Source organism: Streptomyces sedi (assembly GCF_006335015.1).
Lineage (GTDB): Bacteria > Actinomycetota > Actinomycetes > Streptomycetales > Streptomycetaceae > Streptomyces > Streptomyces sedi.
In genome coordinates this window covers 29,128-55,451 of sequence record NZ_VDGT01000016.1, presented here as the reverse complement: position 1 = coordinate 55,451, position 26,324 = coordinate 29,128, and the positions used below count along the sequence as shown (strand labels likewise).

Annotated in this window: 28 protein-coding genes; 15 read left to right on the top strand and 13 right to left on the bottom strand. The window is 74.7% G+C overall.

The features are described from left to right. The first annotated feature begins 110 nt into the window (after positions 1-110). From FH715_RS20060 to FH715_RS20025, 8 genes are all read left to right on the top strand, one after another. Positions 111-1,640 carry a Y4yA family PLP-dependent enzyme gene (locus FH715_RS20060; RefSeq protein ID WP_246108855.1) on the top strand — a complete coding sequence of 510 codons (1,530 nt, stop codon included), beginning with the start codon at positions 111-113 and terminating at the stop codon, positions 1,638-1,640. Further along, on the top strand, positions 1,637-2,980 hold the full coding sequence (locus tag FH715_RS20055; protein ID WP_139647305.1) for a pyridoxal-phosphate dependent enzyme: 1,344 nt from the start codon (positions 1,637-1,639) through the stop codon (positions 2,978-2,980). Before FH715_RS20060 ends, FH715_RS20055 begins: the two co-directional genes overlap by 4 nt. A 5-nt stretch (positions 2,981-2,985) precedes the next feature. Next, positions 2,986-4,209 (top strand): aminotransferase class V-fold PLP-dependent enzyme, encoded by a 1,224-nt coding sequence (locus FH715_RS20050; RefSeq protein WP_246108864.1) that lies wholly within the window; start codon positions 2,986-2,988, stop codon positions 4,207-4,209. Positions 4,210-4,297: 88 nt separating this feature from the next. Next, on the top strand, positions 4,298-5,056 hold the full coding sequence (locus tag FH715_RS20045; protein WP_139647301.1) for a class I SAM-dependent methyltransferase: 759 nt from the start codon (positions 4,298-4,300) through the stop codon (positions 5,054-5,056). A 201-nt stretch (positions 5,057-5,257) separates the two neighbouring features. Next, positions 5,258-6,046, top strand: a complete 789-nt coding sequence (locus FH715_RS20040) for a TauD/TfdA family dioxygenase (protein ID WP_139647298.1) — start codon at positions 5,258-5,260, stop codon at positions 6,044-6,046. 44 nt (positions 6,047-6,090) lie between these two features. After that, positions 6,091-7,257, top strand: coding sequence for a FecCD family ABC transporter permease (locus tag FH715_RS20035; protein WP_139647296.1), 1,167 nt, complete (start codon positions 6,091-6,093; stop codon positions 7,255-7,257). Continuing rightward, a complete protein-coding gene (locus FH715_RS20030; protein ID WP_139647294.1) occupies positions 7,258-8,103 on the top strand; it encodes an ABC transporter ATP-binding protein in 846 nt (281 codons plus the stop codon). Next, positions 8,100-9,095 carry an ABC transporter substrate-binding protein gene (locus FH715_RS20025; protein WP_139647292.1) on the top strand — a complete coding sequence of 332 codons (996 nt, stop codon included), beginning with the start codon at positions 8,100-8,102 and terminating at the stop codon, positions 9,093-9,095. The genes FH715_RS20030 and FH715_RS20025 overlap by 4 nt, the downstream gene beginning before the upstream one ends. Positions 9,096-9,148: 53 nt before the next feature. Here FH715_RS20025 and rpsN read toward each other — a convergent pair whose 3' ends face one another. The 3 genes from rpsN to rpmF are packed head-to-tail and all read right to left on the bottom strand — an operon-like array spanning position 9,149 to position 9,924. Next, positions 9,149-9,454: a 30S ribosomal protein S14 gene (gene rpsN / locus FH715_RS20020; RefSeq protein ID WP_139647290.1), complete on the bottom strand. Its 306-nt coding sequence runs from the start codon at positions 9,452-9,454 to the stop codon at positions 9,149-9,151. Positions 9,455-9,491: 37 nt separating this feature from the next. Then, positions 9,492-9,728 (bottom strand): 50S ribosomal protein L28, encoded by a 237-nt coding sequence (gene rpmB, locus FH715_RS20015; RefSeq protein ID WP_139647288.1) that lies wholly within the window; start codon positions 9,726-9,728, stop codon positions 9,492-9,494. 31 nt (positions 9,729-9,759) lie between these two features. Continuing rightward, the gene (gene rpmF, locus FH715_RS20010; protein WP_139647286.1) at positions 9,760-9,924 is read right to left on the bottom strand and encodes a 50S ribosomal protein L32; all 165 of its coding nucleotides are present in this window, start codon (positions 9,922-9,924) and stop codon (positions 9,760-9,762) included. A gap of 52 nt (positions 9,925-9,976) precedes the next feature. Here rpmF and FH715_RS20005 point away from each other — a divergent pair, with 52 nt between their 5' ends. Both FH715_RS20005 and FH715_RS20000 read left to right on the top strand, forming a co-directional pair. Further along, positions 9,977-10,822 carry a class I SAM-dependent methyltransferase gene (locus FH715_RS20005; protein WP_139647284.1) on the top strand — a complete coding sequence of 282 codons (846 nt, stop codon included), beginning with the start codon at positions 9,977-9,979 and terminating at the stop codon, positions 10,820-10,822. A 231-nt stretch (positions 10,823-11,053) separates the two neighbouring features. Then, complete coding sequence (locus FH715_RS20000) at positions 11,054-12,562, top strand: cryptochrome/photolyase family protein (protein WP_139647282.1); 1,509 nt, start codon at positions 11,054-11,056, stop codon at positions 12,560-12,562. Positions 12,563-12,581: 19 nt separating this feature from the next. Here FH715_RS20000 and FH715_RS19995 read toward each other — a convergent pair whose 3' ends face one another. The 4 genes from FH715_RS19995 to FH715_RS19980 all read right to left on the bottom strand — a co-directional run bounded on the left by FH715_RS19995 (position 12,582) and on the right by FH715_RS19980 (position 16,450). Then, positions 12,582-13,469, bottom strand: coding sequence for a sirohydrochlorin chelatase (locus tag FH715_RS19995; RefSeq protein ID WP_139647280.1), 888 nt, complete (start codon positions 13,467-13,469; stop codon positions 12,582-12,584). Positions 13,470-13,580: 111 nt separating this feature from the next. Then, the gene (locus FH715_RS19990) at positions 13,581-14,573 is read right to left on the bottom strand and encodes an N-acetylglucosamine kinase (RefSeq protein WP_342782182.1); all 993 of its coding nucleotides are present in this window, start codon (positions 14,571-14,573) and stop codon (positions 13,581-13,583) included. Beyond that, positions 14,570-15,247 (bottom strand): uracil-DNA glycosylase, encoded by a 678-nt coding sequence (locus FH715_RS19985; RefSeq protein ID WP_139647278.1) that lies wholly within the window; start codon positions 15,245-15,247, stop codon positions 14,570-14,572. The genes FH715_RS19990 and FH715_RS19985 overlap by 4 nt, the downstream gene beginning before the upstream one ends. A gap of 120 nt (positions 15,248-15,367) precedes the next feature. Continuing rightward, positions 15,368-16,450 (bottom strand): NADH:flavin oxidoreductase/NADH oxidase, encoded by a 1,083-nt coding sequence (locus FH715_RS19980; protein ID WP_139647276.1) that lies wholly within the window; start codon positions 16,448-16,450, stop codon positions 15,368-15,370. Between the two features lie 157 nt (positions 16,451-16,607). Between FH715_RS19980 and FH715_RS19975 the strand changes: the two genes are divergently transcribed. Together FH715_RS19975 and FH715_RS19970 are read left to right on the top strand one after the other, a co-directional pair. Continuing rightward, a complete protein-coding gene (locus FH715_RS19975) occupies positions 16,608-16,958 on the top strand; it encodes an ArsR/SmtB family transcription factor (RefSeq protein WP_139647274.1) in 351 nt (116 codons plus the stop codon). An 88-nt stretch (positions 16,959-17,046) separates the two neighbouring features. Further along, complete coding sequence (locus tag FH715_RS19970; protein WP_139647272.1) at positions 17,047-17,955, top strand: hypothetical protein; 909 nt, start codon at positions 17,047-17,049, stop codon at positions 17,953-17,955. 45 nt (positions 17,956-18,000) lie between these two features. Here FH715_RS19970 and FH715_RS19965 read toward each other — a convergent pair whose 3' ends face one another. Further along, positions 18,001-18,702, bottom strand: coding sequence for a DUF305 domain-containing protein (locus FH715_RS19965; protein ID WP_139647270.1), 702 nt, complete (start codon positions 18,700-18,702; stop codon positions 18,001-18,003). 131 nt (positions 18,703-18,833) lie between these two features. Here FH715_RS19965 and FH715_RS19960 point away from each other — a divergent pair, with 131 nt between their 5' ends. Further along, on the top strand, positions 18,834-20,306 hold the full coding sequence (locus FH715_RS19960) for an LVIVD repeat-containing protein (protein ID WP_139647268.1): 1,473 nt from the start codon (positions 18,834-18,836) through the stop codon (positions 20,304-20,306). On the opposite strand, the gene FH715_RS19955 is transcribed toward FH715_RS19960, so the two are convergent. From FH715_RS19955 to FH715_RS19940, 4 genes are all read right to left on the bottom strand, one after another. Continuing rightward, complete coding sequence (locus FH715_RS19955) at positions 20,297-20,944, bottom strand: TetR/AcrR family transcriptional regulator (RefSeq protein WP_139647266.1); 648 nt, start codon at positions 20,942-20,944, stop codon at positions 20,297-20,299. The genes FH715_RS19960 and FH715_RS19955 overlap by 10 nt on opposite strands. Positions 20,945-21,114: 170 nt before the next feature. Continuing rightward, a complete protein-coding gene (locus tag FH715_RS19950; protein WP_139647263.1) occupies positions 21,115-21,813 on the bottom strand; it encodes an HAD family hydrolase in 699 nt (232 codons plus the stop codon). A 61-nt stretch (positions 21,814-21,874) separates the two neighbouring features. After that, positions 21,875-22,810, bottom strand: a complete 936-nt coding sequence (locus tag FH715_RS19945) for a M56 family metallopeptidase (protein WP_139647262.1) — start codon at positions 22,808-22,810, stop codon at positions 21,875-21,877. 81 nt (positions 22,811-22,891) lie between these two features. Then, on the bottom strand, positions 22,892-23,470 hold the full coding sequence (locus tag FH715_RS19940) for a DUF5134 domain-containing protein (protein WP_139647260.1): 579 nt from the start codon (positions 23,468-23,470) through the stop codon (positions 22,892-22,894). 103 nt (positions 23,471-23,573) lie between these two features. Between FH715_RS19940 and FH715_RS19935 the strand changes: the two genes are divergently transcribed. Continuing rightward, positions 23,574-24,134: a GNAT family N-acetyltransferase gene (locus FH715_RS19935; protein WP_139647258.1), complete on the top strand. Its 561-nt coding sequence runs from the start codon at positions 23,574-23,576 to the stop codon at positions 24,132-24,134. On the opposite strand, the gene FH715_RS19930 is transcribed toward FH715_RS19935, so the two are convergent. After that, positions 24,118-24,804, bottom strand: coding sequence for a glycerophosphodiester phosphodiesterase (locus tag FH715_RS19930; protein ID WP_246108854.1), 687 nt, complete (start codon positions 24,802-24,804; stop codon positions 24,118-24,120). The genes FH715_RS19935 and FH715_RS19930 overlap by 17 nt on opposite strands. A gap of 98 nt (positions 24,805-24,902) precedes the next feature. On the opposite strand from FH715_RS19930, the gene FH715_RS19925 reads away from it, so the two are divergent. Further along, entirely contained in the window at positions 24,903-26,300 is a 1,398-nt protein-coding gene (locus tag FH715_RS19925; RefSeq protein ID WP_139647256.1) for a DUF6421 family protein, read from the top strand. The last annotated feature ends 24 nt before the right edge of the window (positions 26,301-26,324 follow it).

The window sequence follows — 26,324 nt, the reverse complement described above, 5'->3', positions numbered from 1 at the left end:
TCAGGGCTGCCGAGGGGGCAACTCGGGCGCGTCCACGGGACGTTGCCGCCGTTGTGCGTGGGGAGGACTGTCAGTTCATGGGTGCACCCTTGTCCCAGGACCAGGGGTTAGTGGGTTCCGCCGCCTCGAGGACCGCCCCGGAGGGCGCCTCGGGGACCGCCCCGGAGGAGCCGCTCTTCCTCGAACCCCGGCTGGCGCCGCCGCTGCGCGCGCTGCTCGCCGAGCCCGACCTGCTCCACGGGCTGGTCGACGCGCTCGGCTCGCCGCTGAACGTGGTCCTCCCCGAGGTGGTGGCGTCGAACGTGGAGGCGTTCCGCGCGGTCTACCGGCGCCACCGGCTCCAGGGCCGGATCTGCTTCGCGCACAAGGCCAACGCCTCCAGCGCGCTGGTCCGCCGGCTCGCCGACACCGAGGCCGGCCTGGACGCCGCCTCCGTGGCGGAGCTGTCGCACGCGCTGGGTGCCGGCTTCGCCCCCGACCGCGTGGTGGCCACCGGCCCCAAGGACCCCGACTTCCTGTGGCTGGCCGCCCGCACGGGCGCGACCGTGCACGTGGACGCGCCCGCCGAGCTGGCCGACCTGGTGCGCCTGGTGCGGGAGCGGGGCCTGCCCCGGGCCCGGGTCCTGCTCCGGCTCTCCGGCTTCGCCTCCGAGGGGGTGCGGCTGCTGAGCCGCCGCACCCGCTTCGGCACCCCGGCCGGCGCCGTCGGCGAGCTGCTCGACCTCTGCGTGCGGGAACGCGACGCCGTGGAGCTGCTGGGCGTCGCCTACCACCTGGACACCACGAGCCTGGAGGAGAAGGCGCTGGCGCTGGAGAGCTGCGTGCTCGCGCTGGACGAGGCCAGGGCGCGCGGCCTGGACCCGCGCGTCGTCGACGTCGGCGGCGGCTTCGGCGCGAGCTACCTCGCCGACGGCCGCCAGTGGGAGCGCTACACCACCGCGCTGACCGACGCGGTGCTCGGCCGCCGTCCGCCGCTGACCTGGGGCGGCCACGGCTACGGGCTGCGGAACGAGGGCGGCACGGTGCGCGGCAGGCTCACCCTCTACCCCGCGCACCGGCCGGTCGCCGGGCCCGGCTATCTCGACGAGCTGCTGTCCACGCCGGCGCCCGGCCTCGGCCGGCCCCTCGCCGAGCTGCTGCTGGAGCACCTGTACGACCTGTGGGTGGAGCCGGGGCGCTCCCTGGTCGACCAGTGCGGGCTCTCGCTGGCCCGGGTCGTGGACGTGCGGACCACCGGCGACGGCAGATGGCTGGTGCGGCTGGCGATGACGGCCGGCGACGTCAGCCTGGAGGAGCACGGCGTGCTGACCGACCCGGTCCTCCTGCCGCGCGCCGGCGCCGCGGAGCCGTCGGGGGGCGACGACGGCGGGCCGGTCGGCGTCCATCTCGTCGGCGACCTCTGTCTGGAGTCCGACCTGGTGACCCGCCGGACGGTCTTCCTGCCGCGCCTGCCCGACCGGGGCGACCTGCTCGCCTTCGCCAACACCGCCGGCTACTGCATGGACTTCCGCGCCCACCACGCGCAGATGCGGCCCGGCGCCCGCAAGGTCGCCGCCGGCCGGCGACCGGACGGGGGCTGGTGGTGGTCCCTGGACGAGCGGTACTGGCCCACCACCACGCGCAGGAGCGGAGAGTCATGAGATACGACGACATCACCGAGGCCATCGGCAACACGCCGCTGGTGCGCATCGACCCCGCCGTGCACGGGCTGCGCACCATCGACCTCTACGCCAAGCTGGAGATGCTCAACCCGTTCGGCTCCGTCAAGGACCGCGCCGCCTGGAACATGCTGCGCCCCGAACTGGCGGGCGCGGTGGAGCGGGACGCGCAGGTGGTGGAGCTGTCCAGCGGCAACACGGCCAAGGCGCTCGCCGTCCTCGCCGGCCTCCACGGGCTGCGCTTCCGCAGCGTCACCAACCGGATGCGGGTGCCCGAGCTGCGCGAGCTGCTGCTGCTGCTCGGCGCGGAGATCGAGGAACTGCCGGGGCGCGGCGAGTGCCTGGACCCGACGGACACCGACGACCCGCTCACCCAGTTCCACCGGGCGCTGACCGAGGACGGCGCCAGCCATCTCCACACCGACCAGTACTTCAACCCCCGCAACACCGAGGCGCACGCCACCGGCACCGGGCCCGAGATCGTCAAGGACCTCGGGGGCCGGGCGCCCGACTGGTTCGTCGCGTGCGTCGGCACGGCAGGCTCCTCCTCGGGCGTCGCCCGGGTGCTGCGCGAACACGACCCGGACGTCGGCGTGTTGGGGCTGGTCGCCGCGAAGTCCGACTTCATACCCGGCATCCGCACCCTCGACGAGGTCGCCGAGGTCGGCCTCTTCGACCCGGAGACCTACGACGCCATCGAGGCCGTCACCGCCGACGAGGCCATCGACGGCATGGTCGACCTCAACCGCCGCTGCGGGCTGCTCGCCGGACCCACCAGCGGCGCCGCCTACCGGGGCGCGGTCCACCATCTGCGCCCCCTGGACGAGGAACGCGCCCGGCGCGCGGGCGGGGAGCCCGTCGAACGCGCGACCGCCGTCTTCATCGCCTGCGACCGGGTGGAGAGCTATCTCGGCTATGTCCGCCGCCGGCGCCCCGAACTCCTCGGCCGCGCCCCCCACCGCAACGCCCTGGCCACGGTCACCGAGGCCGAGCTGGCCGCCGTGCGGGACGAGGGGGTGGCCGAGGCGCGCCGCTGGATCGAGGAGGAACGGCCGCTGGTCGTCGACCTGCGCGGCTCCCACGCCTACGCCGCGCTCCACATCGAGGGGGCGATCAACATCGTCGACGAGCTGTTTGAGCAACAGGTGCACGGCGGGCTGCCGTTCGGCCGCGGACGGCCCGTGCTGCTGGTCTGCCCGGTCGGCGAGAAGTCCGCCAGGTTCGCCGCCCTGCTGACCCGGATGGGGCACACCAACGTGCGCAGCCTGGCCGGCGGCGTCGTCGCCTGGCGCGACGCCGGCGCGCCGCTGGTGCGGGAGTGAGCGGCGTGCGCGCCGCCGACCCGGCCGACCCCGCCGCCGAGCTGGCCCGACTCGCCGGCTGGCAGCGGGAGTTGCGCGAACAGTTCCCCATCGTCACCGCCCACCCCGAGCTGGCCTATCTGGACAGCGCCTCCACGGCGCAGAAGCCGCGGGCCGTGCTGGACGCGGTGCAGGAGTACCTGGTCACCCGGAACGCCAACGCCGGGCGCGGCACCTACCCCTGGGCCAACGCGACCACCGCCGCGCTGGAACGGGTCAGGGAGCGCGTCGGTGCGTTCCTCGGCGACCCCGCCCCCGAACGTTCCTCCGTGCACTTCGTCAGCGGCACCACCGAGGGGCTGCGCGCGGTCGCCCTCGACTGGCTGGCGCCGCAACTCGCCGACGGCGACGAGATCCTGGTGCCGTTCGCCGACCACGAGGCCAACCTGGTCCCCTGGCGGGAGGCGGCCGAGCGGCTGGCAGGGGCGGGCGTGGAGATCGCCGTGCGCCCGCTGCCCTACCAGCCGGGCTCGGGCGACTACGACCACCGGGCGCTGCCCGCACTGGTCGGCCCCCGGACCCGGTTCGTGGCAGCCACCCACGTGCACCACGTGCTCGGCGGCGACATGAACGTCCACCGGCTGCGCGAGGCCGTCGGCCCCGACGTGCCGATCTGTCTCGACGCCGCGCAGAGTGTGGGGCATCTGCCGGTGGACCTGGCCGCGCTCGACGTGGACTTCGTGGTCTTCTCTGGACACAAGGCCCTGGCGCTGCCCGGCACCGGTGCCGTCTGGGCCCGCCAGTCGCGCGGCCCGGCCTTCCGCCCGGGGGGCTGGAGCGGCACCCCCAACACGGTCGGCCTGGTCAGCCTGGGCGTCGCCCTCGACTGGCTGGCGGCGGCCGATGTGGGCCGGATCGAACGGTGGACGGTCGCCCTGGCCGCCCGCCTCACCGACCGGCTGCGCCGGCTGCCGCAGTACGAGGTGCTGGGCTGCCAACTCAGCCTGGCCGCCGACGCGACGGCCCCACTCCGGCGCGGCATCGTCTCGTTCCGCCACCGCGACCTCAGCTCCAACGACCTCGGCTTCGTCCTGCACAGCCACGGCTTCCTGGTCCGCGCCGACAGCCTCTGCCGGGCCGGCGCCCGCGCGGACGACGAACGGGACGGGGCCGTGCGGGTGAGCCTCCATGTCCACAACACCCCGGAGGAGATCGACGGACTGCTGGAGGTGCTCGACACCCTCGACTGAGACCGCCCCATGGAGACGCAACTGAAAACCATCACCAGGTAGGGTGTCGCCCACAGGCACCGACGACGGCTGGAGGTGGCGCGTTCCCATGGGCGTGAGCATGGCGACGGCCGAGTACTGGGTCGAGCGCTGGGAGCGCCAGCAGCGGCGGTACGCGATCCATCGCGAGGAGCGCTTCACCGTGCTCGCCGACGTGGCCGAGTACGCCACCCGCGACCGGGCCCGCCCGCTGCTCGTCGACCTCGGCTGCGGTCCCGGGTCGCTGGCCGCCCGGCTCGCCGGCCGGCTGCCGGCGGCCGAGATCGTCGCCGTCGACCGCGACCCGCTGCTGCTGGAGCTGGCGCGCACCCACCGCCCGGACGCCGCCCGCTACGTGGAGGCGGTCCTCGGCGCCGAGGGCTGGACGGACGCGCTGCGCCTGGGCCGCGCCCCCGACGCCGTGCTGACGGCCACCGCCCTGCACTGCCTCGGCGCACGCACCCTGGAGCTGACCTACCGGCAGCTGCGGCGACTGCTGCGCCCCGGCGGCATGGTGGTCAACGCCGACCACTTCCCCGCGGACGCCGCCGAGGTCTCCGGCCTCGCCGCCCACCTCGGCGACCGCCGGATGGCGGCGGCCATCGAGGGCGACACCCCCGACTGGGCCGCCTGGTGGCGCGAGGCCGCCCTGGACCCGGAGCTGGCCCACGCCTTCGAGGAGCGCGCCCGCCGGCAGCCGCCGACGGACGAGGGCGGCAACACGCTCACCTTCGCCGACCACGCCCGCCTGCTGCGCGCCGCCGGCTTCCGCTCGGTCTCCTGCGTCTGGCAGTACGGCGTCAGCCGCGTCCTGGTCGCCTTCGCCTGACGCCCGCCCCCTCGCGCGCGACCCCCGGCTCCGGGAGTGCGCGGAGCCGGGGGCGCGTGGAGCCGGCTGTGAGTGTCGGCCTCCCGCAAGGGGTCGGTAATCATTTTCATCTAGGATGCGTGCCGGCGGCTCCCGTTGACGGGGTCGGCCGCCGCGACGTGCCGCACGCCGACCCGGCGGCGCCGAAGGGAGTCCCCGCCCGTGTCCGTTGCCGAACCTCCCCCCGTCGACCCGCTCGGCGCCCACTGCGGAGTGCTCCCGACGCGTGTCCCGCTCGCCCGGGGCGCGGAGGCGGCCCGCGCGCTCGCCCGTGACGGCGCCGTGGTGCTGACCGGCGCCGAGGTGACGGCCGACGCCCTGGTGGTGGCCGCCGCCACGGTGCTCGGCGCGCGCCTGCGCGAGCTGTATCCGCCGCGCGAGCGCACCTCGCGGGACGGCGGGCCCGTCCATCTCCACGCGGACGGCATGGACTTCCTGGTGGACGTCGGGGGCGTGCCGACACGGAGGCGCCACCCGGACGAGGACCACGTGCTGGTGCAGAGCGTCCGGCCCGCGCCCTCGGGCGGCGCCTCCCTCGTGCTCGACGCCTACCGGCTGGTCGACCGGCTGGCCGAGGAGGACCCGGAGTTGCACGCCTTTCTGACCACGGCCGACGTCGATCTCTACGGCGCCTGGGCGGGGCTGCGGGGGCTGCCGGCGCTGCCGCGCGTCGCCCGCCATGTGGAGTTCACCCGCGCCGGGCGGCGCGTGGTGCGCCGCACCGACGGCGCTGTCCCCCTGCGCCGCGATCCGCGCGAGGGGTATGTGCGGGAGATGCTGACGCGCTTCGAGGTCAGGGTCCACGGTCTGGAGCCGGCCCTGCCCCGCCTCTCGCTCGCCCGGGGGGAGATCCTGCTGCTCGACAACTACCGCTGCTGGCACGGCCGGGACCCGCACGAGGGGGAGCGCTCGGTGCGCATTCTGACCCTGCGGGGCGAGGGAGCGTGCTGAGCGCGTGTTGAAAATGATTACCAATGTGCTTATCGTTCGTCGACATGGCCACACCTCCCGACCGTCTGCCCCGCGAGGGGGCGCCCTCCCCGGGGCGGCACGCTCCCGAGCCCGCTCCCGCTCCCGCCCCCGCCGTCGCGGCTGAGGCCGAGGCCGAGGCGGGGCCCCGGCGGCTCGCCGGGCGGGGGCTGGCGCTGACGGTGGCCGGGCTGCTCGTCCTGCTGGCGGTCTCGGTCCTGCTGGCGATCGGGTGGGGAACGGCCGTCATCTCCCCACCGGACGTGGCCCGTTACCTCTGGGCGGCGCTCAGCGGCGGCACGATCACCGCCGAGGAGGTGACCCGCTACCAGATCGTCTGGCAGGTGCGCACGCCCCGCGTGCTGCTGGCCGTGGTGGTCGGCGCCGGGCTCGGCGGGGTCGGGGTGGCCGTGCAGGCGCTGGTGCGCAACGCGCTGGCCGACCCGTTCGTCCTGGGCATCTCCTCGGGCGCCTCGGTCGGCGCCGTCGCCGTGCTGACCGTGGGGCTCTTCGGCTCCCTGGGCGTCTACGCGCTCTCGGCCGGGGCGTTCGCGGGCGCGCTGGCGGCCTCGGTGCTGGTCTATCTCGCCTCCTACAGCCGCACGGGGCTGACGCCGCTGCGGCTGGTGCTCACCGGGATCGCGCTGGCCTACGGGTTCCAGGCGCTGATGAGCGTGCTGGTCTATCTCGCGCCCGACGGCGAGGCCACCCACACCGTGCTGTTCTGGACGATGGGCGGCCTGGGCGCCGCCACCTGGGGCTCGCTGCCGGCGGTGGCCCTGGTGGTGCTCGTCGGCCTGGGTGTCCTGCACCGCCACAGCCGGTCGCTCGACGCGCTGGCGCTCGGCGACGAGACGGCCGCCAGCCTGGGCGTCGACGTCACCGCCCTGCGCCGGGGGCTGTTCGTGCTCACCTCGCTGATGACCGGCGCGATCGTCGCGGTGAGCGGGGCGATCGGCTTCGTCGGCCTGATCGTGCCGCATCTGGTGCGCATCGTGGTGGGCGCCCGCCATGTGCGGGTGCTGCTGGTCGCGCCGCTGGTCGGAGCGGTCTTCATGGTCTGGGCCGACCTGCTGGCCAGAACCCTCGCCGCCCCGCGCGAGCTGCCGCTCGGCGTGATCACCGCGCTGGTCGGGGTCCCGGTCTTCGTCGCGCTGATGCGCCGGCGTGGCTATCTCTTCGGAGGTCGTTGAATGACACGCGTAACGCTCGGACTTGAGGAGATCTCGGTCGAGGCGGGCGGCCGGGCCCTGGTGCGGGCCCTGTCCCTGACGGTCGGCGCGGGCGAGGTCGTCGGCCTGGTCGGCCCCAACGGCAGCGGCAAGTCCACGGCCCTGCGCTGCGTCTACCGCGCGCTGCGCCCCACCGGGGGCACCGTGTGGCTGGACGGGCGCGACCTCGCCGGCATGTCGCCGCGGGAGAGCGCGCGGGGCGTCGCGGCGCTGAGCCAGGAGAGCGGCACCGAGCTGGACTTCACCGTCGAGGAGCTCGTCGCCCTCGGCCGCACCCCCCATCTGTGGGGCAACCAGTCCCTGAACGAGCGGGAGCGGGCGCTGTGCGCGGAGGCGATGCGCCGTCTCGACGTGTCGCACCTGGCCGACCGCGGGGTGCTCACCCTCTCCGGCGGGGAGCGTCAACGGGTGCTGGCCGCGCGGGCGTTGGTGCAGGAGGCCGGGCTGCTGGTGCTCGACGAGCCCACCAACCACCTCGACATCCGCCACCAGGTCGCGCTGCTGGGGCTGCTGCGCGACCCCGGGCTGACCGTGCTGGTGGTCCTGCACGACCTGAACCTCGCGGCGGCCGTCTGCGACCGGATCGCCGTGCTGGAGGCCGGCGCGCTGGTCGCCGTCGGAACCCCGCGCGAGGTGCTCACCGAGGAGCTGGTCGCCGGGGTCTTCGGCGTCGAGGCCACGGTGGTGCCCCACCCGCTCACGGGCGACCCGCAGCTGCTCTACACCCTGAACTCCTCGGCCGCCCCGGCGGAAAGCACCGTCGAGGCGGCACGAGGCACACCGGAAAGCCGAGGAAGTCGCCCATGACCGCACCCCGTTCCCGAACCGTCCTGCTCCCGGCCGTGGCCGGCGCGCTGCTGCTGACCGGCTGCGGCGCCGACGTCGCCGACGACTCCGGTGGCGAGGCGGAGACCACCACGGTCGCCCGCTGCGGCGAGGAGGTGGAGTACCGCAGGCCGGAGCGGGCCGTGGTCTACGAGGCGGGCAGCGCCGACAAGCTCTTCGTGCTCGGTCTGACCGACGCCGTGCACGGCTATGTCATGCCCCCGGCCAACCCGCCGGTGGAGGAGTCCCCCTGGGCCGAGGAGTACGCCCGGGTGGAGATGCTCAGCGACGACCTGCTCAACCGCGAGCTGGTGGTGGACGCGCGCGCCGACCTCGTGGTGGCCGGCTGGCAATCCGGCTTCAGCGACGAGCGCGGCATCACCCCCGAGATCCTGGACGACCTGGGTATCCAGAGCTTCCCGCACAGCGAGACCTGCTACAACTATCCGGGCTATCCGCTGGAGTTGACCCCGTTCGAGGGGCTCTACACCGACCTGGAGCGGCTGGGGGAGATCTTCGACGTGCGGGAGCGCGCCGACGAGGTCGTCGCCGGGCTGCGGGAGCGGGTCGACGCGGTGCGGGAACGGGCGCCCGAGGGCAGGCCGCCCCGGGTCTTCCTCTACGACTCGGGCGTCGACGCGCCGTTCACCTCGGGCAACCAGGCGCCGCCCCACGAGATCATCGAGATCGCCGGCGGCGAGAACATCTTCGCCGACCTCACCGAGCGCTGGACCTCGGTGGGATGGGAGCCGGTCATCGAGGCCGACCCCGAGGTGATCATCATCCTGGACTACGGTGACCTGCCGGCCGAGGAGAAGATCGACTTCCTGACCTCCTCGCCCGCGCTGTCCGAGGTGACGGCGGTCCGCGAGCGGAACTTCCACATCCTCGACTACAACGAGGCGATCAGCGGGCCGCGCATCGTCGACGGCGCCGAGGGGTTCGGGGAGTACCTGAGGGAGCTGGAGCGCTGAGCCGGCGCCCGCCCGCCCGCGCGCACGCCGGCGCGGGAGGGCGGGCGCCGCGTTCACCAGCTGGACTTGGTCACGCCGGGCAGCTCACCGGCGTGTGCCATGGTGCGCAGGTTGATCCGGGAGAGCCCGAAGGCGCGCAGATGGCCGCGCGGGCGGCCGTCCACGCTGTCCCGGTTGCGCACCCGGGTGGCGCTGGCGTCGCGCGGCTGGCGGCGCAACTCGCGCTGCGCGGCCTCCCGTTCGGCCTGGGTGCTGTGCGGGGTGCGGATGGTCGCCTTCAGCTCGGCGCGCCGCGCCGCGTAGCGGGCGACGATCTCCTTGCGCCGCTCGTTCTTGGCGATCTTGCTGGCCTTGGCCATGGTGGTGCGTTCCTCCTCGAAGCCGGACGGGGGGCGTTCAGACCCGCTCGCCACGGGCGCGGACACGGGCCACGGCCCGTTCGATCCCGATGGCGTCGACGGTCTTGATGCCCTTGGCGCTCAGCCGCAGCCGGACGAACCGGTTCTCGCTGGGCAGCCAGTACCGCTTGGTCTGGATGTTGGGGTCGAACCGGCGCCGGGTGCGCCGGTGGGAGTGGGAGATCTGGTTGCCGAAGCCGGGCTTGCGGCCGGTGAGTTGGCAGTGGGCGGACACGGGCGCCTCACCTTTCGCTCGAAGGGGCTGGTCAGGGGGTCAACAGCCCGCGCTGGTAGGCGCGCACCAGGTTGCGCGGCACCAGGTGCCGCCGGCCGTCGACGGTGATCGGCACCAGGTCGGGCGGGCTCGCCTTCCACTGGGCCCTGCGGTGCCGGGTGTTGGCGCGCGACATCTTGCGTTTGGGAACGGCCACGGGGCCACCTCCTCGTTATTGAACATGATTGCCGTTTGCGTATAGTAGCGCCATGTCCCACGACGCGCCCCACCCGGCCACCCGCCCGTCCCTGGGCGCCGTGCAGGAGACCCTGCTGATCCCCCTCTACGGGCGGGCCGTCGAGCACCGCCGCCCCGACGCCGCGCTCACCGATCCGCGCGCCGCCGAACTGGTCGACGCGCTCGACTACGACTTCGCCCGCTTCGCGGAACTGCCCAGCCTCACCGGCTCGGTGCTGCGCACCCTGCTCTTCGACCACTGGACCCGCGACTTCCTCGACGCCCACCCCGACGGCACGGTGGTGGAGATCGGCACGGGGCTCAACACCCGCTTCGAGCGGACCGACAACGGTCGCGCCCGCTGGTTCGAGCTGGACCTGCCCGATGTCGCCGCCCTACGCGGCACGTTCTTCGCCGATACCCCGCGCCGCACGACGCTGGCCACCTCCGTCACCGAGCCCGGCTGGCCGGAGGAGGTGGCACAGGCGGCCGGCGGGGCACGACTGCTGACCGCCGAGGCCGTGCTGCCCTTCCTCGAAGAGGCGGACGTCCGCGCGCTGGTCGGACGGATCGCCCGCCGACTGCCCGGCGCCCTGCTGGCCCTGGACACCCACAGCCCGGCCCTGGTCGCCGCCCAGGACGGGCACGACGCCCTCAGCAGGACCGAGGCGCGGCTGCGCTGGGGCTGCCAGGACATCGCGGTCGTCGCCGACTGGGCACCCGGCGCCCGGGTGCTCGCCTCGCACACCCTGACCTCACTGCCGCGCGCCGTCCACGACGCCCTGCCCGCACGTCTCCGCGCGCTGCTGGAGGACCTCACCCGTCGCCGTCTGCCCCAGGTCGAGGAGTACCGGACGCACCTGATCCGGCTGCCCTGACGGCCGCGCGACCGGACCCGCCACGCCCCGGAGCGCGCCGTCCGGCAAACGGTCGTTGCCCGCCCCGCCGCTGGCGCGCCGGAGGCCGGGCGACGGCCGGCTCGGTCAGGATGGCCCGCGGGCCGGCTGCCCCACCCGGCCCGCCCGCCGTCGGCCACCGGTCAGGAGCCCGCCCATGCCGCCGTTCCCCGCGCCCCGCGCGACGCCCACGCCCGGACACGCGGAGCGGCCGTGAGCACCCCGCACTGGCTCTTCGGCGACCAGTTGGGGCCCCACTTCCTGCGCGCGGGCCCACGGGGCCCGGCCGGCGACGCGCCGGTGGTGATGATCGAGGCGCGCTCCGTGCTGCGCCGCCGCCGCTTCCACCGCGCCAAGGCCCACCTCGTGCTCTCCGCGATGCGCCACCGCGCCGCCGAACTCGGCGACCGCGTCACCTACGTGCGCGCCGACACCTACCGGCAGGGGCTCCGCGAGGCGGTCGGGGACGGGCCGGTGACCGTCTGCCACCCCACCTCGCGCGCCGCCCTCGGCCTGGTCTCCTCCCTCGACCAGGTCACCGTGCTGCCCCCGCGCGGCTATCTGGTGCCCCTCGACGACTTCCGCGCCTGGGCAGCGGACAAGGGCGACGCCGCGCTGCGCCAGGAGGACTTCTACCGCTGGGTGCGCCGCGAGCACGACCTGCTGATGGCAGGGGACCGGCCCGCCGGCGACCACTGGAACCTCGACCACGACAACCGCGAACCCCCGCCGGGCGACGCCGAGACGCTGAGGCTCCCCGCCCCCTACCGCCCGCGCGAGGACGCCATCGACCAGGAGGTCCGCGAGGACCTCGACCGCTGGGAACGCGAGGGCGAGGTCTCCTTCGTCGGCGCGGACGGCCCCCGCCGCTTCCCCGCCACCCGCCGGGAGGCCCTGTCGGCGCTGCGCCGCTTCGTCAGCCGCCGACTGGCGGAGTTCGGTCCGCACGAGGACGCCATGCTGGCGGACGACCCCGTGATGAGCCACAGCCTGCTCTCCTCCTCGCTCAACCTCGGCCTGCTCGACCCGGCCGAGTGCGTCTCACGCGCGGAGGACGCCTGGCGCGCCGGCGACGCGCCGCTCAACAGCGTGGAGGGCTACGTCCGCCAGGTCGCCGGCTGGCGGGAGTACGTCTGGCAGCTCTACTGGCACTTCGGCGAGGAGTACCGGGGGCGCAACGCGCTCGACCACCACGACCCGCTGCCGGACTGGTTCCTGGAACTCGACGCGGACGCCGTCACCGCCCGCTGCCTGCGCACCGTGCTGGCGCAGGTCAGGGACACCGGCTGGACCCACCACATCCCCCGGCTGATGATCCTGGGCAGTCACGCACTCCAGCGGGGCTGGGACCCCGCGGCGGTCACCGACTGGTTCCACCGCTGCTTCGTCGACGGCTACGACTGGGTGATGCTGCCCAACGTCGTCGGGATGTCCCAGTACGCCGACGGGGGGCTGATGACCACCAAGCCCTACACCTCGGGCGGCGCCTACGTGCACCGCATGAGCGACCTGTGCGGGCCCTGCGCCTACCGGCCGGGTGACCGGGTGGGGGAGCGGGCCTGCCCCTACACGGCCGGGTACTGGGCGTTCCTCGCCCGCCACCGCGAACGGCTGGCGGACAACGGGCGGATGGCCAGGGCACTCAACGGGCTCGACCGGCTGAAGGACCTGGACGCGCTCCTCGACCAGGAGGGGAACCGCCCCCGCACCGCGCCCCCGTGAGCGGCGCGGCGCGGGAGGCTCAGTGCGCCGGGCTCTGCTGGCCGGAGCGCTGCGGGTCCACGCCGGCCGCCGTCATGTAGGTGGAGAGGACCAGCTTGCCGATGGCCGGGTAGGCGCCCAGCGGCTCGGCGGCCGGGCAGCCCGCCTCCTTGGACGCCGACTCCAGCAGCCCCTCGGGAATCTCGGGGCCGATCAGGCAGGGCGCCAGCGCCAGCTGCCGGGAGCCGGCCTCCAGCAGCCGCTCGGCCGTGGCGGCCACCGCGCCGTCCTCGTCGAGCGCCGCCGCCAGCACCGGCACCGCCAGCCGCGCGGAGAGCAACATGCCGGTGATGCCCGCCGTCTGCACGGCCTCCTCGCCGCCGACCGTGGTCAGCACGATGCCGTCGGCGGCGGTCGCCACCGTGAACAGCCGGGCCCGGTCGGCGCGCGCGAGACCCGCCTCCGAGAGCCGCACGTGCACCGCCTCGGCCAGCAGCGGGTGCGGGCCGAGCACGTCGGTCAACTCGGCGCCCGAACCGCTGCTGAGCACCGTCTGCCGGATGCCGCGCAGCTGGGCGCTGTCCGGGCCCGCCAGCAGCGGCACCACGATCGCGCTGGGCGCGCCCGACTCCTCGGACGCCGCCGCGTCCGCGCCGGCGAGCACCGTCTCCAGCGCGGGCAGCTCCTCCTCGGCCTTCTCGGCGAAGCCGATCCGCGCGTCCAGGCCGGGAAGCTCGGAACGCGCGATACTCAACACCTCCTCGGCCACCGAGAGGCTCGCCGCCGAGGGCACGCCGGGAACGGCGAGCACCAGCGGGGGAGCGCCCTCGGGGGCGGAAACAGGCTCCGGCCTGCGGTGTCGGCCGGACTGGCGGGGGCGCGGCATACGTACGGGAAGGCCGGAGGCCGGTCCAGTGGAGGAGCTCATGTCGCCGCATGTTAATGCCTTGATGTGCTTGGCTGTTCGCCCGGGGGCTCGCCAAGCGCTTGTGTCCCGATATATCCCGCACGTCAGTGTGACGCGCCGCGCACTCCGCCTTTACTCTCGGTCCCCGACCAGGTGCAACAGCGCCGGGTCGGCCGGCAGCCGGCAGACCCCGAACGCCAGCCGCCCCGCGATCAGCAGCGCCCCCTCCAGCGGCCCGCCCGCCGCCTCGACCACCTCCGCCCCGGGCAGCCGCCGCGCCAACTCCCCGGCCAGCGGCTCGGTCAACGGCGCGCCCATCCGGAACAGCCCGCCCGTCAGCGCCACCCGGCCGCCCCCGCCCGGCGGGGAGACCGCGGCCACCGTCCCGGCGATCTGCGCCGCCGCCTCGGCGAGGATGCCCACCGCCACCGGGTCCGCCTCGGGGCCGCTCGCGCAACGCGCCACCTCCGGCGCGAACGACGCCAGCACCGCGGGACGGTCCGAGCGCGGGTAGAGCTGTCCCGGCAACCCGGTGACCGGCCCGAACGCGGCCTCCGCCCTGGCCAGCAGCGCCGTCGAACCGCCCAACCTGCCGTCGTGTGCCCGCAGCGCCGACTCCAGGCCGCGCTGCCCGATCCAGGCGCCGCCGCCGCAGTCGCCCAGCAGATGGCCCCAGCCGTCGGCCCGCCGCCAGGACCGCAGCTCGGTGCCGAGCGCGATCATCCCCGTGCCGGCGGCGGCCACCGCGCCCGGCGTCTCGCCCAACGCGCCCGCGTACCCCGTCACGGCGTCGGCGGCCAGCGCCAGCCGCCGCGCGCCGAGCCCGGCGGCCAGCGCCTGCGGCAGCTCGGCGCGCAGTCGGCCGCCGAGCGTCGCCATCCCGGCCGCGCCCACGCACACCGCGTCGATCCGCGCCGAAGGCGCCGACTCGTCGAGCAGCGCCCGTGCGGCGGGCAGCAGTTGGGCCAGCAGATGACCGGCGTCGATCCCGCCGGGCCCGGTGCGCACCGGCTCGTCGGTCCGCCGCTGCCCGGCCGGCGGCTCGACGCCGTCGGCGCCGGCCCGCGCCAGCGCGATCCGCAGCCCCGAGCCGCCGGAGTCGACGCCCAGCACCCACGCCGTCACGGCAGCCGCCAGTCGACGGGCGCGGCGCCCCGCTCGGCGAGGAGTGCGTTGGCGCGGCTGAACGGGCGGGAGCCGAAGAAGCCCCGGTCGGCCGACATCGGCGAGGGATGCGCCGACTCCACCGAGGGCACCGGGCCCAGCATCGGCCGCAGCCCCCGCGCGTCCCGGCCCCACAGGATCGCCACCAGCGGGCGCTCGCGCGCCACCAGCGCCCGGATCGCCTGCTCGGTGACCTCCTCCCAGCCCTTGCCCCGGTGTGCGGCGGGCCAGCGGGGCGCGGTGGTCAGCGCGCGGTTGAGCAGCAGCACGCCCTGCTCGGTCCAGGGCGTCAGGTCGCCGTTGGACGGTCTCGGCAGGCCGAGGTCGGTGCCCAGCTCGCGGTAGATGTTCTCCAGGCTGCCGGGGAGCGGGCGCACCTCGGGCGCCACGGAGAACGAGAGCCCGACGGCGTGCCCCGGCGTGGGGTAGGGGTCCTGGCCGACGATCAGCACCCGCACCTCGTCGAACGGCTGCTGGAACGCGCGCAGGACGTGCCCTCCTGCGGGCAGATAGGTGCGGCCGGCCGCGATCTCCGCTCTGAGGAAGTCCCCCATGGCCGCGATCCGTTCGGCCGCGGGCTCCAGCGCCTTCGCCCAGCCCGCCTCGACAATCTCATGCAATGCTCGTGCTGCCACGGTCGGTCACCCTACTGGCAAGCACTGACAGCCCGTTGACCGGTCGCGGCCCTCGCTCGTTCCCCGGCGCGCGGGGGAGCCCGCGCGCCGGGGCAACGGTATTCCGTTCTCCGTGCCCGCTCAGTGGGCCCGGAGGTACTGCGGCGGCAGCGGCGTCCCGGTCGTGCCCAGCTCCCTCGCGGCGCGCCGCGGCCAGTAGGGCTCGCGCAGCAGCGCCCGGCCCAGCAGGACGGCGTCCGCCTCGCCGGCCTCCAGGATCTTGGCGGCCTGCTCCGGTTCGGTGATCAACCCGACGGCGGCCACCGGGAGTTCGGTCTCCGCCTTGACGCGGGCGGCGAACGGCACCTGGTAGCCGGGCTCGGTCGGGATGCGCACCCCGGGGGCGTTGCCGCCGGAGGAGACGTCCAGCAGGTCCACCCCGTGCGCCAGCAGTTCGCCGGCCAGCCGCACGGTGTCGTCCGGGGTCCATCCGTGCTCCGGCAGCCAGTCGGTGGCCGAGATCCGGAAGAACACCGGGAGTTCCTCGGGCCACACCGCACGCACCGCGTCGACGACCTCCAGCGCCAGCCGGGCCCGGCCGTCGAAGTCGCCGCCGTAGCCGTCGGTGCGGTGGTTGCTGTGCGGGGAGAGGAACTCCCCGAGCAGATAGCCGTGCGCGCCGTGCACCTCGACCACCTGGAAGCCGGCGGCCAGCGCGCGGCGGGCGGAGGCCGCGAACTGCTCGACGACCTCGCCGATCTCCGCGACGCTCAGCTCGTGCGGCGCGGGATGCCGCTCGTCGAACGGCACCGGGCTCGGGCCCAGGGTCGTCCACGCCCCCTCGTCCTCGGCCAGCGGCCCGCCGCCCTCCCAGGGCGTGTGCGTCGACGCCTTGCGCCCGGCGTGCGCGAGCTGCACGCCGGCGACCGCGCCATGGGCGCGCAACTGCCCGGTCAGCCGGGTCAGCTCCTCCTGCTGCCGGTCGTTCCACAGCCCCAGGTCCCGGGGGCTGATCCGGCCCTCGGGGGAGACGGCGGTCGCCTCCAGCAGCACCAGCCCGGCGCCGCCGACCGCGCGGCTGACGTAGTGGGTGAAGTGCCAGTCGTTGACCGCTCCGACGTCCGGGCCCGAGGCGTCCGCCGAGTACTGACACATGGGGGCCATCCAGACCCGGTTGGGCACCGTCAGCGAACGCGACGACCAGGGCTCGAAGAGCGAACTCACGTGATCTCCTCCCAAGGGCCCGCCCGCGACCGGCCTCGGAGGGCGGCGGAAGCGGCGGGACGTTAAGTACGAGAGACATCGTACAAGGCTGGTCCGGCGGCGGGCGAGGGCGCCCCGGGGTGCCCGGGGGCAGGGGCGCGTTCCGTACGATGGGGCCATGACGTCAGGAGTCGGCACCGCGGCCCCGGGCCGTGCCCTGGCCCATCCCGACCGCGACCGCCTCGCGCTGGAGCGGGTGCTGCACGCCCTGGCCGACCCGGTGCGGCTCTCCGTGGTCGGCGTCCTCGCGGAGACGGGGGAGGAGCTGCCCTGCTCCGCGTTCGCGCTGCCGGTCTCCAAGTCGACCTGCACGCACCACTTCCGGGTGCTGCGCGAGGCGGGCGTCATCCGCCAGGTGTACCGGGGCACCGCCAAGCTCAACGCCCTGCGCCGCGCCGACCTCGACGCGCGCTTCCCCGGGCTCCTCGACGTGGTGCTGACCGCCCGCCGCCGGGCCGACGGGGCCTGAACCGGGCCGAGTTGGTCTGTACATGCCTCCCTCGGCGGGGAAGACTCTCGGGCGAGAGTTCCCCCACCACCGAGGAGCCCCCGTCCCCATGTCCCCCCGCGCCCCACGCCGCCGCCCCGTCGCCGCGACCGGCCTGCTCGCCGCCCTCGCCCTCGCCGCCGGGCTCGCCGCGGCGCCGCCCGTCGCGGCCAGTGCCACCCCCGCCGCCGACCCCGCGCCCACCGCCGACGCCTGGAACGAGGTCGGCTCCGACCGCGCCGACCCGCTGACCGAGAGCCAGGGGCTCGCCTCCGTCGAGGTCCCCGCGAACAGCGCCAACCGCTACACCGGCATCGGCACCATCCCGTTCGACGTGCTCACCCGCGGCTGGACCCACGTCGGCGACCCCGACGCCTCCTACGACGGCCACTACATCGAGCCCTACCAGCGCGACGACGGCGACACCAAGATGTACCGGGTCCAGAACCCGTCGGGCGACTGGGCCGAGTACGTCCACCGGCTCGGCCCGGACGAGGCGTCCAACAACTCCTGGGTCGCCCTCACCCCTGACGGCCAGTGGATGCTCTCCGGCGAGTGGGGCACCATGGACCGCTTCCTCGTCTTCCCGGCGCCGGGCATCCACCCCGACACCTCGCCCTCCGAGGACCTGCCGCAGGCCGCGACCGTCCACCTCGACCGCCCCGTCCGCGACGTGCAGGGCTGCGACTTCCAGGACGCCACCACGCTGCTGTGCTCGTCCGACGACCCCGAGGGCAGCCTCTTCGGCACGACCAAGCCGCTGCTCCAGGTCGACCTCGCCGAAGCCGTCGACGGCGCGGACGTCGACGGCGCGGTCACGGCCCTGCGCCAACTCCCGTTGCGCAGCGCCTGCTCCGGCGAGTACGAGGCGCAGGGCGTCGACTACGACCGCCGCACGGAAACGCTGCGGGTGATCGTCATGTCCCCCGGCGCCTGTGTCGTCGTGGACAGCATGACCTACCGCCTCACCCGCGACTGACCCCCGGCCGGGCGGCGCGCGGGACCGAGCGCGCCGCCCGGCCGGTCAGGCCAGTCGGCCCATCCGGTCGATCTCCGTGCTCTGCGTGGCGATCACGTCCGTGGCCAGCTGCTCGACGGACGGGTCCGTCGTGGTGCCCAGCACCTCGCCCGCCATCGCCACCGCGCCCTCGTGGTGGCGGACCATCAACTCCAGGAAGAGCGCGTCGAACTCCGCACCCCTGGCCTCCGACAGCTGGGCCAGCTCCTCGGGCGAGGCCATCCCCGGCGTCTCCCCGTCCCCGCCGTGCTCCCCGTGCTCCCCGTGTTCTCCGTGCTCCCCGTGGTGCCCGCCGTCGTCCTCGCCCCGCTCGGTCAACCAGGCGCGCATCACCTCGATCTCGGGCGCCTGCGAGACCCTGATGCGTTCGGCGATGCCCCGCACCCCGTTCTCCTCGGCGTGGGCGAGCGCCAGGTCGCTCATCTCCAGGGCCTGGCCGTGGTGCGTGATCATCATGTGCATGTAGGCGATGTCGGCCGCGTCCGGCTCCCCGGCCTCCGGCAGCCGCTCGGCCGCCTCCTCGGGACTCAGCGTCTCGGCGTCGTCCCCGGGCGCGCCCGGCGCGATGACCTGCGGACCCTCCTCGTTCGCCGAGGCGGAACCGCCCCCGCCGCACGCGGTCGCCCCCGCGCAGAGCGCGAGCGCCAGGGCGGCCGTCGGGGCGAGGGAACGGATGCGGCGGAGCGCGGTGCGCGGACGGTCCGTCAACGGGAGCCTCCTGTTACGGGAGATGACAGTTTTGTTGCCAATATTGATATGTACATGTAGCTATCCATACTGAAGGGTACGCACTCGGGCGCCAACACCGCGGTCACCCCTGCGGAAACCGGAGGAAAGACGTGACACCGTTCCATCGAGCACGCCGACGCCGGAGGAGGATCGGCCTGTCGGCCGCGCTCACCGGGCTGCTGGCCACCCTGGTCCTGGCGGGGCCCGCCGCCGCCACCCCCGACCCGGACCGGGACCCCACCACCGAGGTGGAGAGCACGGAGGGGGCCGGCGAGCGCTCCGGAGCCGCCGGCGACGACGGGATACCCGGCGTCGACGAGATCGTGCACAGCGACAACATCACGCAGCTCGCCAACATCCCGAGGGAGGAGGGACTCTCGGGCACCAACAGCGACATCGCCTTCCAGGGCGACTACGCCTTCGCCGGCAACTACGACGGCTTCGTCGTCTACGACATCAGCCGCCCCAGCTCACCCCGGCTGGTCACCCAGGTCCTGTGCCCCGGAGCGCAGAACGACATCTCCGTGACCGGCGACCTGCTCTTCCTGTCCGTGGACTCCTCGCGCAGCGACGACTCCTGCTCCAGCGAGAGCCAGCCGGCGACCGAGGCCGACTCCTGGGAGGGCATCCGCGTCTTCGACATCAGCGACGTCCGCGCGCCGCGCTACGTCTCCGCCGTCGAGACCGCCTGCGGCTCCCACACCCACACCCTGGTGCCGGAGCGGCGCGACGTCTACGTCTACGTCTCGTCCTACGCGCCGGACGCGTCGTTCCCCGACTGCCAGCCGCCGCACGACGGGATCTCCATCGTGAAGGTGCCCCGGCACGCCCCCGAGCGCGCCGCGCTCTCCCGCTTCGAGGTGCTCTTCCCCGACGGCGGGTTCCCCGGCGACGAGGACGGCTCGGCCACCACCGGCTGCCACGACATCACCGTCTACCAGGCCCTCGACCTGGCCGCCGGCGCCTGCATGGGCGACGGCATCCTGATGGACATCTCCCGGCCCGACCGGCCCCGCGTGCTGGACCGGGTGCAGGACGCCGAGCACTTCGCCTTCTGGCACTCGGCCACCTTCAGCCAGGACGGAAGCAAGATCGTCTTCACCGACGAGCTCGGCGGCGGCGGCGCGCCCACCTGCGACGCCACCGTGGGCGACGAGTTCGGCGCCAACGGCATCTACCACGTCACCGGCCGGGGCCACAACCGCGCCCTCTCCTTCCAGAGCTACTACAAGATCCCGCGCCACCAGTCCCAGACCGAGAACTGCGTCGCCCACAACGGTTCGCTGATCCCCGTGCCGGGACGGGACATCATGGTCCAGTCCTGGTACCAGGGCGGCGTCTCCGTCTGGGAGTTCACCGACTCGGACAACCCGCGCGAGATCGGCTACTTCGAGCGCGGCCCGGTCAACGGGGACGAACTCGCCTTCGGCGGCAGCTGGTCGGCCTACTACTACAACGGCCACGTCTACTCCAACGACCAGAAGGGCCTCGACGTGCTGCGGATCGACGACCGCCGCACCGACCCGGCCCGCCGCGTCCACCTCGACGAGCTGAACGCGCAGACCCAGCCCACCTACCGCTGAGCCGACCCCGGGCCCAGGGGGCCGCCGGGCGGCAGCTCGCCCGGCGGCACCCCCCGCTCCCACGCCAGCCCGTAGCGGGCGAACAGCTCCGCGCGCAGCCGCGCCGGGGGCATCGGTGCCCCCGGCAGCAGCTGTGCCACCACCGAGCCCATCAGCTGCGCGCGCAGCACCCGGTAGTCGGTGTCCGGGTCGGTCGAGCCGAACGCGACGACCGTCTCACGCAGCAGGAACGCCAGCCGCTGCTGCTCCGCGCACTGGATGAACCCCTCGTACTGCAACAGCCCCGCCATGTGCGCCCGCATCAGCACCGGCTGGTCGGCCGCCAGCCCGAGGATCGCGTCGATCGCCCGCGCCAGCCGCTCCGCGCCCGCCTCGGGCCCCGAGGGCGCCGGCTCCCGCTCCAGCGCGGCGTCCAGCGTCCTGTGCATCAGGCGGTGGACGGCCGACTGGAGAAGCTGACGTTTCCCCGGAAAGTAGTAGGAGATCAGCCCGCGGGCCGCGCCCGCCAGGTCGGCGATATCCCCCAAGGTCGTGGCCTCGTAGCCGCGCTCGGCGACCAGCTCGACGGTCGCCTGGAGGAGCCGCTCGCGGGAACGTCGACGCATCTCCTCATTGACCGATGAGCTTCGAGGCGACATGCTGGGCTCCCGTTGACTGGCTGGCAGCCAATATACTCAGCCGGACAGCCAGACCTTCGCCCGGCCATGGGCGAAGCCAGGCCGGTGGCGGTATCGGGCGGCGCGGGGGACCGTCCGATACCGCCAGCGAGCCGCCCCTCGGCGAGACCCGGCCGGAGCCCGGGCCCGGCTCAGCCCACCAGGTCGAGCACCGGCAGCAGATCCCCGGGACGTTGGTCCGCCGGCAGATGCCGCACCAGGTGCACGGCGCAGCCCAGCGCGGCGGCCCCGCCGTCGGCCGAGGCGTTGTCGCCCACCATCAGCGCCTGCTGCGGCGCCACGCCCAGTTCCCCGCAGGCCCGGGCGAACAGCGGCGGGTCCGGCTTCTTCACCCCGTGCTCGAAGCTCAGCGCGAAGGCGTCCACCCACTCCGACAGCCCGTGCGCCGCGAAGACCGGCCGCAGGTCCCAGCCGATGTTGCTCACCACCGCCACCGGCACCCCGCGCTCGCGCAACCGCGCCAGCACAGGACCGGTGTCCGGGTAGGGCCGCCAGGCGTCCGGCTCCATGTGCCGGTCGTACAGCACCTCGTGCAACTCCGGCGGCCCCGGCAACTCCACCCGCCGGGACAACGTCACATACAGCCGCCGGTGGCCCGCCGCGTCGATGTCCCGCGCGTCCCACAGCCCGTGCAGCTCCGGCGGGATCTCCTCCGGCTCCGAGCCTCCCGGCAGCGCCCCGGCCCGCTCCAGCTCCGCCGCGAGCCGCCGCAGCTCCGCCGGGGCGACCTCGACGCCGACGCGCTCCAGCCCGACACGCAGCCAGTTCGGCGCCGGCTCGATCCGCAGCAGGGTCCCTGAGAAGTCGAAGAGCACACCCCTGATCGTCATGCCCCGATTCTTTCCCCTCGGGGTGGCTCGCACCAGCGGCACGCGCCCCGCGGCACCGGCGTCAGGCCAGGGCGTTGAGGCCGGGGGCGAAGGCCACCAGCAGCGGTACGAGCGGCACCAGCGTGACCGCCGCCGTCAGCCGCAGCCGCCGCGCCGGGGTCAGGCGCCGCTCCGGCTCCAGCAGCCGGTTGACGCGGCGCGGGACGTCCCCGTGCTCGTGGCAGCCGAAGACGCCGCGCTCCTCGTTCAGCCCCACCAGCGCCAGCGCCGTCGTCAGCCTGCCGAAGCGACGGGAGGCCATGTCGTCGGCGCTCAGCTCCACCAGCCGGTGCACCTGTGCCCGGAACGCCTCGAAGACCGGAACGCCGGGGAAGCCGCTGGCCAACGCGCCGGCGCAGTGCTGGAGCCAGTGGTGACGCGCCCGCGCGTGGCCGCGCTCGTGCGCCAGCACGGCGTCCAGCTGCCGGCGGTTCAGCCTGCGGAGCGCCGCCGTGGTGATCACCAGCCGGGGCGGGGAGCCCGGCAGCAGCCAGGCGTCGGGGCGCTCGTCCTCCAGCACCACCAGCGGCTCGGCCGACCGCGCGGCCTCGCCGGGCAGCGACGGGGAACGGGTCAGCAACTCGGCGCGCCTGCGCCGCCGTTGGGTCCGGGCCCGGCGCACCTCGCGGGTCAGCGCCACCGCCGTCCACAGCCCGCCGCAGGCCAGCAGCAACGCCGTCGCCGCCGCCAGCCGGTCCCCGTCGGGGTGCAGCGCGTAGGCGTCCACCACCTGCGCCGGCGCGGGGGCGAAGAGCCCGCCGCGCACCGCGCCCCACCCGGCGGCGCCGGAGAGCGCCATGGCCAGCACGCAGCACAGCAGCACGGCGGCCACCACGCACTGCCACATCCACAGGGCCAACACCGGCTCCCGGTCGGCCCACGCGCCCCGCGCCAGCACCCGGGGGGCCACCGCGGCGGTCAGGCCGCCCAGCACCAGCAGCGTGATGGTGATCACCATGGCACCAGCCTAGAGCCCCGCCGGGCCGCCCTCGCACCGGTGGACACCGGCGTGAGCAACGCCTCACCCGACCCCGGCCGCTCACATGGCCAGCAGCATGGCCGCCATCCCCACCGTGAGGGCCAGCCGACAGGCCACCGCCACCTCGTCCTCGTCGCCGCGCCCACCGCCGCGCCCACCGCCGGGATCGCCACCCGGCGCGGCCGGCTCCGCGCCCGGGCCGGCCGGAACGAGTCGGGGCGCGGTGCGCAGCACGTGGAGCGCGCAGTACAGCAGAAGCGCCCCCGTGAGTGCGGGCACGCCGGCGCCCGCGCCGTGGGCCGCGTGCGCGCCGTGCGCCCCGCCGGCCATTGCCCACGCCATGTAGAGCATCCCCGCGCCCTCCACCGCGTGGTGCGCCCGGTGCCGCGCCCGCAGCCCCAGCGGCGGCAGCGCGCCCGCCACCGTCGCCGCGCTCACCGCGACCAGCACCCAGTCCGGCGCCGCGGGGCCGCCGGCCATCCCGGCCGCCATCAGCGCCATGGCCAGCCCCATCGCGGCCTCCAGCGCCGGCCCCTGACGGCCGCCGGGCGCCGCCCGGCGCAGCCGGGCCAGGCACCAGGCGCCGGCGCCCCCGCAGACCGCGACCAGGAGCCAGCACACCAGCTCGGGCCCGTCCATCCCGCCTCCCCGACGCGTCCGGTCCCCCCGGCGGATGCTGCCCGCGCACGCCGTGCCCCACGGCGGCGCACGGGGGCGCGGGGGGCGCGGCCCGGTCGTTAGGATGCGGGGCGTGACGACGACGGCGGAGCTGATGTTCGGTATCGCGGGCGAGGCGGACGTGCCCGAGGTGGTGGCGCTGGTGGAGTCCGCCTACCGGGGGGAGGCCAGCCGGGCCGGCTGGACCACCGAGGCCGACTACCTGGACGGCCAGCGCACCGATCCCGAGGCCGTGCGCGAGGTCGTCGCCGACCCCGACAGCGTGCTGCTGACCGTGCGCCACGAGGGCCGGCTGGTCTCCTGCTGCCACCTCAGGCGCAGCCCCGAGCCGGACGGCACCCTCGCCGCGTACTTCGGGATGTTCGCCGTCAGCCCCGGCCTCCAGGGCGCGGGCGTCGGGCGCCGGGTGCTGGCCGAGGCCGAGGCCAGGGCGGTGCGCCGGTGGGGCGCCGCGCGCATGGTCATGCAGGTGGTCTCGGTGCGTCCCGAGCTGATCGCCTGGTACGAGCGGCGCGGCTTCCGGCTCACCGGCGAGCGGCTGCCGTTCCCCTACGGCGACCAGCGGTTCGGCGTGCCGCGCCGCCCCGACCTGGAGTTCGTCGTCCTGGTCAAGCCGCTGCCCTGACCTCCCGCACGATCTCGGGCCGGTCGGTCACCACCCCGTCCAGGCCCAGCTGGCGCGCCCGCGCCAGCTCCCGGTCGGTGTTGACCGTCCAGCCGAGCACCTCAAGACCCGCCGCCCGGCAGCGTTCCACCACCTCGGGCGTGAGCCACGCCAGCTCGCAGGAGACCAGGCCGCAGCCGAGCGCCGCCGCCCGCTCCGGGGCCGTGGCCGTCGAGGTCCCGGTGACCAGACCGCGCGGCACCCCGGGCAGCTCCTCGGCGAACGCGGCCAGCGCGGTGTCGTGGAACGAGATGACGGTGACGCGTCCGCCCAGGTCGCACGCGGCGACCAGCGCGGCCAACTCCCTGGCGGCGGCCACGTCCTTGATCTCCAGCTGAAGGTGCCCCCCGATCTCGGTCACCACCTCCCGCACGGTGGGCACCCGCTCGCCCAGGCCCGCGTCCAGCCGGCGCAGCTCGCCCAGCGAGAGCTCGGCGATCGCGCCGCGCCCGTCGGTGGTGCGGTCCACCCGCGCGTCGTGCATCACCACCAGCGTGCCGTCCCGGCTCAGGTGGAGGTCCAGCTCCACCGCGTCCAGTCCCTCACGCCGCGCGCGGCGGAAGGAACGCAGGGTGTTCTCCGGCTCGACACCCATCAGCCCACGGTGTCCCACGGTCAGCAGCGGCCCCATGGCCGTCACCCTACCCAGGGTTCCTCCCGACCGGTTGATCGGCCAATCTTCAGCGGATACCGTTATCTCAACGGATAATCTTCTGTGGAGGGTGGGACATGACGGAAAGTCTTGCGTCGATCGCGGCGGAGGGCGAGGGATCGACGGCGGACCGCGTGATCGCACATCCCGCGTGGCCCGTGCTGCGTGACGCGGTCGCCGCGATCCGGCCGGCCCAGGCGAAGGACGGCTCCATCGACCTGGACGCCGAAGACGCCCCGGAACGCGCCGAGTTGACCCGGAGGATCGAGTCGATCGCCGACGCGGTGGAGCGACTGACCCCGCTGCTGCCGCACGACGCGGACTACCACCGCGCGCTCGTCTCCGACCTGCGCCGCTGGGCCGAGACGGGCTTCGGCGTGCCGGACTTCCTGGACTCCCTGCTCGCCTTCCGCCCCACGGCCGAGCGCGTCGACGGCCGTCAGCACCTGGTCGTCTTCCCCATGTACACGCAGAACGGCAACCCCGACCGCAACCTGGAGGCGGTCGTCCTGCGCGTCGTCTGGCCGGACTGGCTCGCCGAGCTGGAGCGCACCCGCTACGACAACCCGCTCTTCCTCGGCATCACCTTCGAGGACTTCACCGACGGCTACGACACCAACTCGGCCGTCCTCTTCCCCGAGACCATCGCCGTGCGCGAGGCCCCCGCGCGCTTCTCCTGGGGCGGCATCTTCTGCGACCGCGAGGCCGCCCGCTTCCGCCGCGTGGTCGGCGCCGCCTGCGAGGTCACCAGCCTCGCCCTGCCCGAGGACGCCGAGGGGCTGGTCGCCGACCAGCAGCGCTGCCAGCAGACGTTCGTGCTCTGGGACATGGTCCACGACCGCACCCACAGCCACGGCGACCTGCCGTTCGACCCGTTCATGATCAAGCAGCGGCAGCCGTTCTGGATGTACGGCCTGGAGGAGCTGCGCTGCGACCTCACCGCCTTCCACGAGGCCGGCAAACTCGCCGACGACGGCTACCCGCAGGGCCGCGACGTGCAGTACGCGGTGCTGCTCGACCGCCTCTTCCGCTTCCCCGTCACCGGCGCCCGGGTGCGCAACTACGACGGTCTCGGCGGCCAGTTGCTCTTCGCCTACCTGCACCAGCACGACGCGCTGCGCTGGCGGGACAACCGGCTCACCGTCGACTGGGACCGCGCCCGCGAGGTTACCGCCGCGCTGCGCGAGGAGATCGAGACGCTCTACCGGCGCGGCATCGACCGCCCCAAGATCGTCCACTGGCTCAAGGCATACGACCTGGTCGCCGCCTACCTCTCCCCGCACCCCGGCTCCGTCTGGGCCAAGGGCCCCGACGCCCTCGACCTCACCCAGCCGCCCCGCAGGCTCGTCGACGAGGTGCTGCCCGACGAGTTCCCGCTGAGCCTCTTCTACGAGGCGCTGAGCCGCAAGCTCCGTAAGGTGATCGAGTCCACCCGGGGCATCACCGCCGAACGGGCCGGCGAACAGGCCGCCTGACCGGCGCGGAACGCCGCCGGGCAC

Bases quoted from the DNA above. Each gene is read 5' to 3' on its own strand.
- FH715_RS20035 (WP_139647296.1), top strand. From the start codon at position 6,091: ATGGCCACACCTCCCGACCGTCTGCCCCGCGAGGGGGCGCCCTCCCCG.
- FH715_RS19995 (WP_139647280.1), bottom strand. From the start codon at position 13,469: ATGAGCTCCTCCACTGGACCGGCCTCCGGCCTTCCCGTACGTATGCCG.
- FH715_RS19940 (WP_139647260.1), bottom strand. From the start codon at position 23,470: ATGGACGGGCCCGAGCTGGTGTGCTGGCTCCTGGTCGCGGTCTGCGGG.
- FH715_RS20055 (WP_139647305.1), top strand. From the start codon at position 1,637: ATGAGATACGACGACATCACCGAGGCCATCGGCAACACGCCGCTGGTG.
- FH715_RS19950 (WP_139647263.1), bottom strand. From the start codon at position 21,813: ATGACGATCAGGGGTGTGCTCTTCGACTTCTCAGGGACCCTGCTGCGG.
- FH715_RS19935 (WP_139647258.1), top strand. From the start codon at position 23,574: ATGCGGGGCGTGACGACGACGGCGGAGCTGATGTTCGGTATCGCGGGC.
- FH715_RS19955 (WP_139647266.1), bottom strand. From the start codon at position 20,944: ATGTCGCCTCGAAGCTCATCGGTCAATGAGGAGATGCGTCGACGTTCC.
- FH715_RS20030 (WP_139647294.1), top strand. From the start codon at position 7,258: ATGACACGCGTAACGCTCGGACTTGAGGAGATCTCGGTCGAGGCGGGC.
- FH715_RS20025 (WP_139647292.1), top strand. From the start codon at position 8,100: ATGACCGCACCCCGTTCCCGAACCGTCCTGCTCCCGGCCGTGGCCGGC.
- FH715_RS19970 (WP_139647272.1), top strand. From the start codon at position 17,047: ATGTCCCCCCGCGCCCCACGCCGCCGCCCCGTCGCCGCGACCGGCCTG.
- FH715_RS19930 (WP_246108854.1), bottom strand. From the start codon at position 24,804: ATGGGGCCGCTGCTGACCGTGGGACACCGTGGGCTGATGGGTGTCGAG.
- rpsN (WP_139647290.1), bottom strand. From the start codon at position 9,454: ATGGCCAAGGCCAGCAAGATCGCCAAGAACGAGCGGCGCAAGGAGATC.
- FH715_RS19975 (WP_139647274.1), top strand. From the start codon at position 16,608: ATGACGTCAGGAGTCGGCACCGCGGCCCCGGGCCGTGCCCTGGCCCAT.
- FH715_RS20045 (WP_139647301.1), top strand. From the start codon at position 4,298: ATGGGCGTGAGCATGGCGACGGCCGAGTACTGGGTCGAGCGCTGGGAG.
- FH715_RS19945 (WP_139647262.1), bottom strand. From the start codon at position 22,810: ATGGTGATCACCATCACGCTGCTGGTGCTGGGCGGCCTGACCGCCGCG.
- FH715_RS20005 (WP_139647284.1), top strand. From the start codon at position 9,977: ATGTCCCACGACGCGCCCCACCCGGCCACCCGCCCGTCCCTGGGCGCC.
- FH715_RS19925 (WP_139647256.1), top strand. From the start codon at position 24,903: ATGACGGAAAGTCTTGCGTCGATCGCGGCGGAGGGCGAGGGATCGACG.